Source organism: Dactylosporangium sp. NPDC005572 (assembly GCF_040605515.1).
GTDB lineage: Bacteria > Actinomycetota > Actinomycetes > Mycobacteriales > Micromonosporaceae > Dactylosporangium.
Genome location: NZ_JBEXCY010000050.1, coordinates 48480 through 62228, shown reverse-complemented (window position 1 = coordinate 62228; position 13749 = coordinate 48480). Strand labels below are relative to the sequence as shown.

The 13749-nt window shown below is 73.3% G+C and carries 8 protein-coding genes; 2 read left to right on the top strand and 6 right to left on the bottom strand.

Annotated elements, in window-relative coordinates:
• Both ABZS66_RS24205 and ABZS66_RS24200 read right to left on the bottom strand, forming a co-directional pair.
• Nucleotides 1-2621 (bottom strand): CHAT domain-containing protein (locus ABZS66_RS24205; RefSeq protein WP_354761227.1); only part of this gene is annotated, 2621 nt, incomplete at its 3' end.
• A 60-nt stretch (nt 2622-2681) separates the two neighbouring features.
• Complete coding sequence (locus ABZS66_RS24200; RefSeq protein WP_354761225.1) at nt 2682-3494, bottom strand: hypothetical protein; 813 nt, start codon at nt 3492-3494, stop codon at nt 2682-2684.
• Between the two features lie 180 nt (nt 3495-3674).
• Between ABZS66_RS24200 and ABZS66_RS24195 the strand changes: the two genes are divergently transcribed.
• Nucleotides 3675-4610: a hypothetical protein gene (locus tag ABZS66_RS24195; protein ID WP_354761223.1), complete on the top strand. Its 936-nt coding sequence runs from the start codon at nt 3675-3677 to the stop codon at nt 4608-4610.
• A gap of 1 nt (nt 4611) precedes the next feature.
• Complete coding sequence (locus ABZS66_RS24190; protein ID WP_354761221.1) at nt 4612-5151, top strand: sigma-70 family RNA polymerase sigma factor; 540 nt, start codon at nt 4612-4614, stop codon at nt 5149-5151.
• Nucleotides 5152-5183: 32 nt separating this feature from the next.
• Here the strand turns inward: ABZS66_RS24190 and ABZS66_RS24185 are convergent, their stop codons facing one another.
• The 4 genes from ABZS66_RS24185 to ABZS66_RS24170 form a co-directional block, all read right to left on the bottom strand.
• Nucleotides 5184-6347, bottom strand: coding sequence for an NAD(P)/FAD-dependent oxidoreductase (locus tag ABZS66_RS24185; protein WP_354761219.1), 1164 nt, complete (start codon nt 6345-6347; stop codon nt 5184-5186).
• Nucleotides 6348-6866: 519 nt separating this feature from the next.
• On the bottom strand, nt 6867-9140 hold the full coding sequence (locus tag ABZS66_RS24180) for an excinuclease ABC subunit UvrA (RefSeq protein WP_354761217.1): 2274 nt from the start codon (nt 9138-9140) through the stop codon (nt 6867-6869).
• Between the two features lie 63 nt (nt 9141-9203).
• Complete coding sequence (locus tag ABZS66_RS24175) at nt 9204-10805, bottom strand: glycoside hydrolase family 13 protein (RefSeq protein WP_354761215.1); 1602 nt, start codon at nt 10803-10805, stop codon at nt 9204-9206.
• Between the two features lie 38 nt (nt 10806-10843).
• Nucleotides 10844-13720, bottom strand: a complete 2877-nt coding sequence (locus ABZS66_RS24170) for a CBM35 domain-containing protein (RefSeq protein WP_354761213.1) — start codon at nt 13718-13720, stop codon at nt 10844-10846.
• Nucleotides 13721-13749: the final 29 nt, after the last annotated feature.

Here is a 13749-nt window from a genome sequence, read left to right as displayed (position 1 = left end):
CCCGGCTCTACTCCGGCGGCGGTGCTGGGTTCAACTTCGGCGGGCGCGCTGGGCTCTACTCCGGCGGCGGTGCTGGGTTCAACTTCGGCGGCCTCGCCCGGCTCTACTCCGGCGGCGGTGCTGGGTTCAACTTCGGCGGGCGCGCTGGGCTCAACGTCGGCGGTGGCGCTCGGTTCAGCCCCGGCGGCCGCGCTCGGCTCCGCCTCGGCCGCGGCGCGATGGCACGCGATGACCAGGTCGCCGAGTGCGGCGGCGCCGGCGGTGCGGCCGAGCGCCTCCAGCGCGTCGCGTTCCCGCGCGGCCAGGCCCGGGAAGGCGGGGTGGTCCACCGGCAGGGCTGTGGTCACCGGGTCGAGGAACGCGGCGACGGTCGGCTCCCCGTCGAGGCTCGGCAGCACCCGCTCGGCGAACGCGGCCAGCTCGTCGAGCGCGTCGAGGACCCGCAGGTGGTGGACGGCCTCGGTGAGGGTGCCGAAGTCGGCCCGGCCGGCGTCGAGCACCTGCTCGCACATCGCGGCGGCCCGCCGGTGCCGGTCGGTCAGCCGCTCGCCGTGCAGGCCCGCCAGGGCCGCGCGGACCCACGGCTCGACGAGCACACCGTCGCCGTCGGCCGCCACGAGCGTGAGGCTCTGGAGCCGGGCCAGGTGGCCGGCGGGATCCGCGCCGTCCGCGCCGTCCGCGGTGGACGTGGTGGCATGCAGGGCGAGGGCCAGGTCGGCGGCGGTCAGTGGTATCCGCACCACGGCGGCCTGCAGCAGCGTCTCGCGTTCGGCCGGGGCGAGCAGGCCGACCAGCTCCTCGACGAGCATGTCGCGGGCCGCGAGCGTGACCGCCTGCCGGGCGGCGTCGGCCGCGCCGGGCGCGTCGGCCGCCGAGCGGGCCAGGGCGATCCGCTCGCGCCGTGCGAGGGCGCGCAGCCGTTCGGTGACCTCGGGCAGCCGGGCCCGGCCGCCCTCGCCGTGCAGCAGCGCGTCGACGAACTCGACGAGCCGTGGGTGCCCGCCGACCGTCTCCAGGACCGTGGCCCGGTCGTCGGGGTCGAGCTCGCGCAGCGCGGGCAGGCGCAGCAGCAGCCGGCCCAGCTCGGCGTCGCCCATCCGCGGCACCTCGACCCGCAGCAGCGGCACGTCGCACGGCAGCGGGTGGCGGCTGGTCACCAGGATCTTGCCGCGCTCGGCCGCCTTGCACAGCGCCGCGAAGGCGTCGGCGAACCCGGGGTCGCGGAACGCCTCGCCGCCGACCGTGAGGTGCCGCTCGAAGTCGTCGAAGAGCAGCAGCGTCCGCCGGCTGCGCAGCTCCTCGGCGAATACGGCCAGGGCGGGGACGTCGTCCGCCGTGTGCACGACGATCTCCCACGGGTCGTCGTCGTCCTCGCGCAGCCGGTTCAGCGCGCGCCCGGCCAGGGCGGTCTTGCCGATGCCGGCGACGCCGGTCAGGACGACGCCGTTGACGAGCGCCGAACCCGCGGCGGGCGGCAGGTCGTCGCGCAGCGTCCGCAGCACGGTCCGCAGCAGGGCCCGGCGGCCGACGAGGTCACCCAGGGCCAGCTCCCGCACGCCGGTTCCGCTCGGCGCGTCGGTTGGGTTCTCCAGTGGTACCGGAGCCGCGTCTGCATTCCACAATGGACCATCACCGGCGGCGAACAGCGTCGCCACCGCGTACTCGGGGCGCCCCGGCTCGTCGAAGAGCGCGGCGCGCGCATCGGCGAGGGCGGCCGCCACCGGGACGTTCTCCTCGGCCAGGGCGCGGTAGACGCGGGTGAGCAGGCCGGTCGCGTACCGGTCGCTGACTGACGTCTGCATCGCGATCACCCGCTCGGCACCGTGCCGCAGCAGGGTCACCGCCAGCCCGGTGGAGGCGTCGGCCGCGCCGTCGCAGCTGGACAGCACGATGAGCGGGAGCGGACGCCCGCCGCGGCGCAGCACCCGCACCAGGTCCTCGGCGCCGACCTGCACGGCGTTGCCGTCGCGGTCCTCCAGCTCGACGCCGTGCGGCGAGCCGTGGGCCGACAGGTGCAGCACGTGGTACGCGTCGCGGCGCAGCGCCCCGGCGATCTCCTGCGGCCCGGCCACCTCCAGGATCGTGACCTCGACCCGGCGCAGCCCGTCGACGACGCTCATGATGGCCTGCATCTCGGCCTCGACGTCGAGCGCGACGTTCTCGGTGTGCTCGGGCGCGCCGACCGCGACCAGGATCTTCAGCGGCCCCGGCGCCGGCGGCTGCACGGCCGTCTCCACGCCGGCGACCGCGCGGGTGAACCGCACCCCCTCGACCGCGGCGAGGACGCGCTGGTCGGTGAGCCGGATCAGCTCGAACGGCAGCTCGTGGGCGGGCCCGTCACCGGTGACCACGACGTCGACGAGCGCGTCGCCGGTGACCAGCTCGGTGAGGTGGTCGAGCGTCCCGGCGTCGAACAGCGCCGCTGACAGCCGTTGCCCGAGCCGCCCGAGGCGCTCCGCGGCGTCGGGCCGGTCGAGCAGCGTCCAGACCTCGTCGCGACCGAACGGCAGCGGCTCGTCGCGCTCGCACAGCACCTCGCCGTCGAGCGTGACGGTGCTGCTCACCCGGCTCTCCTCGACGCGGACGTCCAGGGACAGTTCGTGGCGGGCGCTGCCATTCATGGCCGACATCATGTCAGGCAGCGGCCCGCCCTTCCGACCGGGCGGGCCGCCTCGGCTGGGTCAGCTGTTGAGCATCTCGTATGCGCTGGCCGGGGCCTCGACGACGGACTTGCCGGTCGGCTTGGCCGGGATCTTCGTGGTGCCGTACTCCGTGATCTTGAGCGTCAGCTTGTGCGCCTTGGTCTGGCCGGCGGCCGGCACGTCGATCGTCAGGTCGGTGAACCGGCCCTGGGCGTCGACGGTCGCGGTGAACGGGACGGCGGAGGCCTTGTCGGCCAGGGCCCTGACCACGGCCTCGTCGGTCATCGGGGTGTCCTCGCCCTTGGTCAGGTCGAGGGTGCCGGTGTACTTGCCGTCGCCGGTCGTCTGGACCGCCTGCGCGCTTTTCAGCATGGCCGTGAGGTCGAGCATGTCCGAGTCGTCCTGCTTGATGCCCAGGCTGTCGGCATCGGTGATCTTGGACTTGTCGAGGTGCATCCAGGTCTTGCCGTTGAACTGGGACATGCCCGGCACCTGCTTGGCCAGGACACCCATGTCCATCTTCAGGTAGGCGTCCGGCTCCAGGAGCAGGATCTCCATCGTGAACGCGGCGTCCGGGTCGGTCGAGATCATCTTGAGGTACGCCTGCTTCTTGGTGGCGTCGATCGCGGCCGAGCCCTTGTTGTCCCGGCCGGTGAACTCCACTCCGTAGACGCCCTTGTCGTACTCCGCGAGCGAGTCGAGCAGCAGCTGCTTCGGCTCCGGCGCCTTCGAGGTGGTCGGTGCGGCGACGGGCGAGGCGCCGCTGTCCGTCAGGCCGGCGCAGGCGGTCGTACCGAACATCATCGTGACCGCGACGATCGTTGTCGCGGTCCGTCCCCATGCGAGCTTCATCGAGTTCTTTCTAGTCGTGGGATGGCGCGAGGATGCTACTGGCGGCGTCTGCCCGTGGTCTGTCCCGGACGATCACTTGTCGATCACAGTCGCGTTGCCGTGACGCGCGTCACACTTACCGTCCAGGGGTCCCGGTGCGGCGAACTGGCATCGATGCATCGACGCACGTGGAGGTACTGGATGACATCGGACGGTGAGCTGCTCGCCGCCTTCGTGGTCGGTGCGTGCCCGGACGTCGAGGGGGCGACCGTGGCCGAGCACCTGGACCGGTGCGCGGCCTGCGCGGCGGAGGCCGGCCCGCTCCGCACGGCGGCCGAGTGGCTGGGCGAGCTGGCCGAGCGGCGGCCGCCCCGCGAGCTGCGGGCCCGGGTGCTCACCGCGGCCCGCGCGGCCCGGCCGCCCGGCGACGCCGAGGTCGACCGGCTGCTCGCGCCGTACGCCGCGCAGGTGGCCGCGTTCGACCGGCTGCTCGGCGCGCTGGACGAGCCGCACTGGCTGCGCCCGGCCGGGCCGCACGCCACCGTGCGGGACCTGGTGGTCCACCTGCGGGCCAACGACGCCACGGTCGCCGGCGCACCGGGGGTGCTGACGCCCGACGTCCGGCGCGGCTGGCGGTCGCAGACCGAGGTGCTCGTGCGCACCGTCGCCGGGGCCGGCCGGGCCGGGCTCGACCGGCCGGTGCCGCTCGCCGGGCGGGCGCCGCTGCGCCGCCCGCTGCGGGAGGCGCTCACCCAGCGGGCGTTCGAGACGTGGATCCACGCCGACGACGTGCGGGCGGTGCTCGGCCTGGTGCCCGAGGTACCGAATCCGGAGCAACTCATGCGGATCGCGGACTTCGCGCTGCGGCTGCTGCCCGGCGCCCTCGACGCCGCCGGCCGCGGACGTCCGCACCAGGTGGTCCGGCTGACCCTGACCGGCGCCGAGCGGCTCGTCACGCTGTCGGCGGCGACGCCCGCCACGGGCAGCACGGTCGTGGCCGAGATCGCGCTGTCCACGGAGCGGTTCTGCCGCCTCGTGGCCGGGCGGCTGACCCCGCCGGCGGGGGCCGCGGTGACCGGCGACACCGGGGCCGCCCTCGACTTCCTGGCCGTCGCCGCGACGATGGGGTGCGACTGACGTGGACGACGACCTGCGCATCCGCGACGGCCTGCTGGCCGGGCGCGAGGACGCCCTCGCCGAGGCCTACGACACGCACGCGGCCGCCGTGTACGGCATCGCGCTGCACCTGACCCGCGACTCCGGCGTGGCCGAGGACATCGTGCAGGACGTCTTCGTCGACCTGTGGCTGCGCCCGGAGCGCTACGACCCGGGCCGCTCGCGGCTGCGCGGCTGGCTCTGCATGATCAGCCGGCGCCGGGCGATCGACTGGCTGCGCCGCCGGCGCACGCAGGAGCTGCACCGGCACGCGCTGGCCGAGTCGGGCGTGGTCCTGCCGTACGTCGAGGACGAGGTCATGACATCCCTCGCCCACAAGCAGGTCCGCAAGGCCGTGAACGAGCTGCCCTTCACCCACCGCCAGGCGATCGTCCTGGCCTATTACCACGGCCTGACCTACCGCGAGGTCGGCGTGGCGCTCGGCATCCCGGAGGGGACGGCGAAGTACCGCCTCAGCAGCGCACTGCGGCGCATCGCCGAGCAGGTGGCCGCCTTCACCTGACGCGGTGACGACGCTCGGGACGCCGCAGGACGTCACGGTGCAGGAGCTGCGTATCGAGTGCCTCTTCCCGGCGCCGCTGCCTTGACGTCGGGGAACGACCCGTCGCCGAACAACACCCGCCGGGCGGCCGCTTGCCCGGCCCCGGTGCGCAGGGCAGCCACCGCCGCCTCGGCGACGGCGGGGGAGCGGACCCCGGCGAACAGCCGCCGCAGCGCGAGCCGCCCCCGGAAGCGTGCCCGCAGCGCGCCCCCGTCGTACTGCCGCAGGACGGTCTCGTCCCCGCTCCGCAGATACCGTTCGGTGACGTCGGCGGCCAGCTCGGACAGCCGCAGGCAGGGGTCGAGCCCACCAGCGGTGAGCGGCGACACGGCCCCGGCGGCGTCCCCGACGAGCAGCCCGCGCGGGCAGGCGAGCCTGCGCAGGATCCCGCCCACGGGGATCGGTCCGCCGCGCCGCTCCGCCGTGCCGGTGGGCCCGGCGCTGACGACGGCCCGGCCCGGCGCGTCGGCGGCGAAGCGGTCGAGCAGCTGCCGGAGCCCGCCACGCATCGCGTGCTGATATCCGGCGACGCCGATGTGGGCATGTCGGCCGTCGTCGATGACCCACCCCAGATAGCCGGGCGCGATCCTGGGATCGAGCACGCAGTGGAACGTGGGAACGTCGCCACTGGCCGTCATCGGTTGGACGATCTCGGCCCCGACGAGCAGCTGCCGGTTGACGTCGAGCCCGAGATCCCGCGCCACCCGCGACCGCGCACCGTCCGCCCCGACGACGAACCGGACCCGGACCGGGTCCTGCGCTCCGCCGGCGAGCTCGGCGACTCCGTGCGCGAGCCCTTCGTAGCGGACCCCGAGCCGCACCTGGGCCCCGGCGCGTTCGGCGGCCCGGCGCGCGTGCTCGTAGACCCCGGGCATGTCGGCGACCCGGTACTCGTCCCGGTCGCTCGTGAGCCGGACCGGCGCGCGGCGCGACGGCGGGTACAGCACCACGTCCCGTACCCCCGGCCCCAGCAGATGCCCGGGAACGTCGAAGTCCTCGAGCGTCCGCCGCACGAAGATGCCGGTCGTGCGGACCCCGGAGGCGAGCGACCGCCGCCGATCGACCACGAGCACGCCCAGCCCGCGCTCCGCGAGCAGCCGGGCCGTGTGCAGGCCGGCGAGGCCCGCACCCACCACCAGGACGTCAACAGTCTGCACAGCTCACGACGCTACGGCGGGGATGTCTTCCCGCCGCCGTCGTGCACGCTACCCGCCAGCGACATTCACACCCTCGCCACATTCCCCGGCGCGCGGTCGACGCCGGAGGCCCCACGGCCCGGCGCGGCGGGCGGGGTGTGGCGGGCGGCGTTGGGTGCGGGCCGGCTCGGGCGCGGGCTGGGTCTGGCGGCGCGGGGTGTGGGCCGGGCGGCGCCTGGCGCGGGCTGGGCCTGGCACGGGGCGTGCGGGCGGCGTGAGTTGTGGGCCGGGGCGGGCTGGGGCGGGCTCGGGCGGGCTCGGGCGGGCTGGGGCGGGCTGGGGCGGGCTCGGGCGGGCTCGGGCGGGCTCGGGCGGGCTCGGGCGGAGCGGGCGGGCTCGGGCGGAGCGGGCGGGCTCGGGCGGAGCCGGCGGGCGCCGGGCGGGCTGGGCTCGTGATCGTGGGAAACATCTGGCTGTCCGGGCAACCGGATGTTTCCCACGATCATGAGCCGGGCTGGCCCCGGGCCGGGCGGCGTGGTGTCAGGCGTTGACGTACTTGGCCAGGTGTTCGCCCGTCAGGGTCGAGCGGGCCGCGACCAGGTCGGCCGGGGTGCCCTCGAAGACCACCTTGCCGCCGTCGTGGCCGGCGCCCGGGCCCAGGTCGATGATCCAGTCGGCGCGGGCCATCACGGCCAGGTGGTGCTCGATGACGATGACCGACTTGCCCGCGTCGACCAGGCGGTCGAGGAGGCCCAGGAGCTGCTCGACGTCGGCCAGGTGCAGGCCCGTCGTGGGCTCGTCGAGGACGTAGACGCCGCCCTTGTCGGCCATGTGGATGGCCAGCTTCAGGCGCTGGCGTTCGCCGCCCGAGAGGGTGGTCAGGGGCTGGCCGAGCGTCAGGTAGCCGAGGCCGACGTCGGTCATGCGGAGCAGGATCGCGTGGGCCGGGGCCGACTTGGCCTTGCCTGTGGCGAAGAAGCCCTCCGCCTCGGCCACCGGCATCGCCAGGACCTCGCTGATGTCCCTGCCGCCGAGCTTGTACTCCAGGACGGAGGCCTGGAACCGCTTGCCCTCGCACTCCTCGCACACGGTCGACACGCCGGCCATCATGGCCAGGTCGGTGTAGATGACGCCGGCGCCGTTGCAGTTGGGGCAGGCGCCGGCCGAGTTGGCGCTGAACAGCGCCGGCTTCACGCCGTTGGCCTTCGCGAACGCCGAGCGGATCGGGTCGAGCAGGCCCGTATACGTCGCCGGGTTGCTGCGGCGGGAGCCGCGGATCGCGGTCTGGTCGACCGAGACCACGCCCGCGCCCTTCGGGATCGAGCCGTGGATGAGCGAGCTCTTGCCCGAGCCGGCGACGCCGGTGACGACGCACAGGACGCCGAGCGGGACGTCGACGCTCACGTCCTGCAGGTTGTGCCGGGTCGCGCCGCGGATCTCCAGCTGGCCGGCGGGCTTGCGCGGGCCGGGCTTCAGGGTGGCCCGGTAGTCGAGGTGGCGGCCGGTCAGCGTGCCGCTGGAGCGCAGCCCGTCGACGCTGCCCTCGAAGCAGACCGTGCCGCCCGCGCCGCCGGCGCCCGGGCCGAGGTCGACGACGTGGTCGGCGATCTCGATCGTCTCCGGCTTGTGCTCGACCACGAGGACCGTGTTGCCCTTGTCGCGCAGGCGCACCAGCAGACCGTTCATCCGCTGGATGTCGTGCGGGTGCAGGCCGACCGTGGGCTCGTCGAAGATGTACGACACGTCCGTCAGGCTCGACCCGAGGTGGCGGATCATCTTCGTGCGCTGGGCCTCGCCGCCGGAGAGCGTGCCGGAGGGGCGGTCGAGGCTCAGGTAGCCCAGGCCGATCTCCACGAACGAGTCGAGCGTCTGCTGCAGCGTGGCCAGCACCGGCGCGACCGACGGCGCCTTGATCCCGCGGACCCAGTCGGCGAGGTCGCTGATCTGCATCGCGCACGCCTCGGCGATGTTGAGCCCCTCGATCCGCGAGGCGAGGGCCGCCTGGTTGAGCCGCGTGCCGCCGCACTCCGGGCAGGCCGTGAAGGTGACCGCGCGGTCGACGAAGGCGCGGATGTGCGGCTGCAGTGCCTCCTTGTCCTTCTGCAGGAACGACTTCTGGACGCGGGGGACCAGCCCCTCATACGTCATGTTGATGTTCTCCACCTTGACCTTGACCGGCTCGCGGTAGAGGAAGTCGTGCAGCTCCTGCTCCGTGTAGTCGCGGATCGGCTTGTCGGCGTCGACGAAGCCGGAGGCGGCGAAGATGCGCACGAGCCAGCCGTCGGGGTTGTACCCCGGGATGGTGATCGCGCCGTCGTTGAGCGACTTGCTGCGGTCGAACAGCTCGTCGAGGTCGATGTCGTTGGTGGTGCCCATGCCCTCGCACCGCAGGCAGGCGCCGGCCGGCACGTTGAAGCTGTAGTGGAACGCCGGCCCCGCGCTCGGCGCCCCGAGCCGGCTGAACACGATGCGCAGCATCGCGTTGGCGTCGGTCGCCGTACCGACCGTCGAGCGGGAGTTGGCCCCCATCCGCTCCTGGTCGACGATGATCGCCGTGGTCAGTCCTTCGAGCAGGTCGACGTCGGGCCGGGACTGGCTCGGCATGAAGCCCTGGACGAAGGCGCTGTAGGTCTCGTTGATGAGCCGCTGCGACTCGGCCGCGATCGTGCCGAACACGAGCGAGCTCTTGCCCGAGCCCGACACCCCGGTGAACACCGTCAGGCGCCGCTTCGGGATCTCGACGCTCACGTTCTTCAGGTTGTTCTCACGGGCTCCGTGGACCTTGATCAGGTCATGACTGTCTGCCTCATGCACCGGGCCACCCTAACCGCCGGGTCTGACATTTTCCGAGCTTCCCGGCGGTCAGGGTCGCGGCGATCAGGCCGTCAGCCGCAGCCAGACGGCCGTGTCGCCGGGCAGGAGCCCTCCGTCGAGCGGCCCGCTGGCCAGCAGCACCGCCGCGTGCGGCGGCAGCGCCACCGGATGGGCCGCGAGGTTCACGATGCACGCGAAGCCGCCCGGGCGGGTGAACGCCAGCACGTCCTCCGGCGAGTCCGACCAGGTCATCGGGGCGTCGCCGAGGCCCGGCTCGGCCCGGCGCAGCGCGAGCGCGGCCCGGTACAGTGACAGCATCGAGTCCGGGTCGGCCGCCTCGGCGTCGACCGTGAACGACGCCCACGAGGACGGCTGGGGGAGCCAGCCCGGCCCGCCGAAGCCGTACGGGGGTTCGGTGCCCGACCACGGCAGCGGAACCCGGCAGCCGTCCCGCCCCGGGTCGGCGCTGGCGGTACGGGCGAAGATCGGGTCCTGACGGGCGGACGACGGGAGATCCTCCACCTCGGGCAGGCCCAGCTCCTCGCCCTGGTAGACGTAGACCGAGCCCGGCAGTGCCGTGGTCAGCAGGGCCGCGGCCCGCGCACGTCGGGTGCCGACGGTCAGGTCCGACGGGGCGAGGTGGCGCGCCTGCCGCAGGGCGTGGTCGAAGCCGGTCTCGGCCCGGCCGTAGCGGGTCACGTGCCGGGTCACGTCGTGGTTGGACAGCACCCAGGTGGCTGGTGCCCCGACGGCGGTGTGCGCGTCGAGGGTCTCGTCGACGCAGCGGCGCAGCGCCTTGGCGTCCCACGGGCAGCCGAGGAAGTCGAAGTTGAACGCGGCGTGCAGCTCGTCCGTCCGCAGGTACCGCGCGAACCGCTGCGGATCGGCCAGCCACACCTCGCCGATGAGCGCGCGGGGCGGGTCGTAGGCGTCGGCGATGCGCCGCCACGAGCGGTACACCTCGTGCAGCTCGTCGCGGTCGTTCCACGGGTGCGGGTCGGGCGGCGAGAGTGGGTCGAAGTCGGGCAGCGCCGGGTCCTTGACGACCATGGCGGCCGAGTCGATGCGGATGCCGTCGACGCCGCGGTCGAACCAGAAGCGCAGGATGTCCTCGAACTCGGCGCGCACCGCCGGGTGGTCCCAGTTGAAGTCGGGCTGGCCGGCGTCGAACAGGTGCAGGTACCACTGGCCGTCGGTGACCCGGGTCCAGGCCGGTCCGCCGAAGATCGAGCCCCAGTCGTTGGGCGGCAGGTCCCCGAGAGCGCCGCGCCCGTCGCGGAACCAGAACCGGTCGCGGTAGGCGTGGTCGGTGAGGGCCCGCTGGAACCACTCGTGCGCCACCGAGGTGTGGTTGGGCACGATGTCGATGATGATCCGGATGCCCAGGGCGTGCGCCTCGTCGATGAGGGCGCACGCCTCGGGCAGCGTGCCGAACGCCGGGTCGATGTCGCGGTAGTCGGCGACGTCGTAGCCGGCGTCGGCCATCGGCGACGGGAACCACGGGCTGAACCAGACGGCGTCGATGCCCAGGTCCCGCAGGTACCCGAGGCGGCGCCGGACTCCGGCCAGGTCGCCCACGCCGTCGCCGTTGTCGTCGGCAAAGCTGCGCGGATAGATCTGGTAGATGGCCGCGTCACGCCACCATCGGGCCCCTGCTGTGGACACGTGGTCCCCGCTTTCTCGTTGATGTGGAGGGTGTACTTCTAAAAGCCGCTGTTGCCGGGGCCGCGCACGATCGCGTAGCCCATGGAGTTCGACAGGCCGCCGGAGGCCGCGCCGCTCACCGTGACGTAGTTGAAGGTGGCGGTACCGACGGCGTTGAGCTCGATGCCGTAGGTGCCGGCGCCGGCGATGCGGACCCGGTCGAAGGTGACGCCGGAGATCGTCCGCTGCCAGCTCAACAGCACGCCCTGGTACGAGCTGTCGAGGATGTCCACGTCCCGCACCAGGACGGGGGTGGTGATGTCGCGGGCCTCGGCGTAGAGCCACAGCCCGCCGATCGCGCTGCCCCAGTTGCGTTCGTAGCCGCCGGTGCGGGTCAGCGTGTTGCGCTGCACGCTCGTCGTTCCGGCGAACGGCTGGGCGCCGTGCCAGGTGCTGATCGCGATGCCCGACGAGGCGTAGACCGTGTCGGAGAAGAGGTTGTCCTCGATCCGGTTGCCGTTGCCACCGTAGATGGCCGCCGTGTTGGCGAGCATCGGCAGCTGCGCGGTGTTGAAGGTGAAAGCGCTGTTGGTCACCGACGCCGTGTACGACCACATGGCGAGGGCGTCGTCGCCGGTGTTGCGCAGCACGCTCTGGTCGACCCGGGTGTTGCGCACGTCGTTGTTGAGGTTGACGCCGTCGGCGAACGTGTCGCGGATGCGGACCCCGGCGACGTAGAGCCCGTCGGTGCCGCTGCTCGCCCAGAGCCCGACCTTGGTGTGCTCGACCCAGATGTTGTGCAGCAGCGAGCCGGTACCGAAGTTGCCCTCCAGCGCGGCGTCGAAGTTGGCGTCGTCGCGGTAGCGGACGTCGCCGGCGATCGTCAGGTCCGCGATCTGCACGTTGGCGCCGGTGGCGTAGAACCCGCCCTTGCCGTTGCTGCCGCGCACGGTGGTGTGCCACTGCCCGGCGCCGCGGACGGTGACGTTGTCGACGTTGATCCGGGACGTGACGTCCCAGGTGCCGGCGGGCAGCCACAGCGTGCGCCCCTGCGACCGGGCCGCGGCGACGGCGGCGTTGAACGCGGCGGTGTCGTCGCCCCCGCCGGAGACCGCGCCGTAGTCGGTGATCGGCAGCGAGTTCGGCGGTGCCGTCAGCGCACCGGCGACGAGTTCGGTGTCGACCAGGTCGACGGTGATCGGGGTGCTGCCGTCGTTCTGCAGCCGCAGGACCGTGCCGGCCGGGTACGTCGGCAGGGTGGTGCGGAACTCGTCGAAGAACCGGTGCGGCTCGCCGCCGGCCGGGTCGTTGTTGTAGGGGTAGGCGCCGTAGACCCAGCTGTAGACCGAGTTCAGGGTCAGGTCCTTGACCTTGGCGCCGCCGGCGTAGACGGCGAGCGGCACGTTCTGGCCGTTGTCGGGCACGGACGCGCGCACGACGAGGGAGTTCGCCGGCTTGGTGAGGGTGAACTGGACGTACTTGCCGGCGTTGTCGAGCCGGACCGCGCGCCGGCCGGACGCCTCCGCGGCCATCGTCAGGTAGGCGCGGTCCGGTCCGACGGCGGTCGCGTTGGTGCTGCCGTTCTCCGCCTCGTACTCGGTGTAGGCGACGGTCGCGCCGCGGGCGGCGAGGGCGACCGAGCCCGGGACCGCGACGTTGTCGAGCGACACGTTGCCGGTGTCGCCGCTGTCGACCTGGTAGCCGACGAGGTTGAGGCCGGCCCGCAGCGGCAGGGTGTGTGTGGTGGTGAGCCAGCCGGTGCCGGCCGGGAGGGTCAGTTGCCCGGCCTTGACGCCGTTGGCGTAGGCGCTGAGGGTTCGGGTGCCGCCGGTGGTGTTGTTGTACCGGAGGGTCAGCGTGGCGGTGCCGGCGGCGGTGACGTTGACCGTGCGGATGGCGCGCGCTCCGGTCGCGGTGAACCCGGTCGCGTAGCCGCCGCCGGTGTAGCCGCCGATCGTCGTCGCGGTGGTCGCGCCGCCGGAGAGGAAGGCGGTCTCCAGCTCCGCGCCGCCGGCCGGTGGCGACGTCGATGTCGACGGCGACGGCGACGCACCGGCGATGGCGAGGTTGTCGAGGTTGACGTTGCCGAAGTCGGTGCTGTCGAAGCGGTAGGCGACGGTGTTGCTCGCGTTCGGCAAGGTCACGGTGTCGGTGCGGGTAGCCCAGGTGTCCCAGTTGGCGGTGGGTGCGAGGGCGATCTGCGTGATCCGGGTGCCGTTGACGTAGAGCGACAGCGTCATGGCCGAGCCGGTGCCGTTGGCGTAGCGCAGGGTGAGCTGGCGGGGGCCGGTGCCCGGGACGGTGAAGGTCGTTGCGGCGCTGCCCTTGTTGGCGTCGACGTAGCCGCCGACGAAGCCGGTGCCGGTGTACCCGCTGTGGTCGGTGGCGATCGCGGCACCCCCGGACAGCGCCGCCGACTCGGCCTCGTAGGTACCGGCCGGTGGGGCGGGGACGTCGGCGACGGCGAGGTTGTCGAGGTTGACGTTGCCGGAGTCGGTGCTGTCGAAGCGGTAGGCGACGGTGTTGCTCGCGTTCGGCAGCGTCACGGTGTCGGTGCGGGTCGCCCAGGTGTCCCAGTTGGCGGTGGGTGTGAGGGCGATCTGCGTGGTCCGGGCGCCGTTGACGTAAAGCGACAGCGTCATCGTCGCGCCGGTGCCGTTCGCGTATCGCAGGGTGAGCTGGCGGGGACCGGTGCCGGGCACGGTGAACGTCGTGGCGGCGCTGCCCTTGTTGCCGTCGACATAGCCGCCGACGAAGCCGGTGCCGGTGTAGCCGGCGTGGTCGGTGGCGACGGCGGCGCCGCCGCTCAGCGTCGCCGACTCGGCCTGGTAGGTGGTGGTGGCCGCTTCGGCCCGCAGTGTGGCGGTCAGGACGGCGGAGGCCGCCGCGACCAGGGTGGCGGCCCCGATCGCGAGCAGGCGGGATCGTCGGAGCATCGAACCGATCTCCTCTTCGTTGGGTGTTG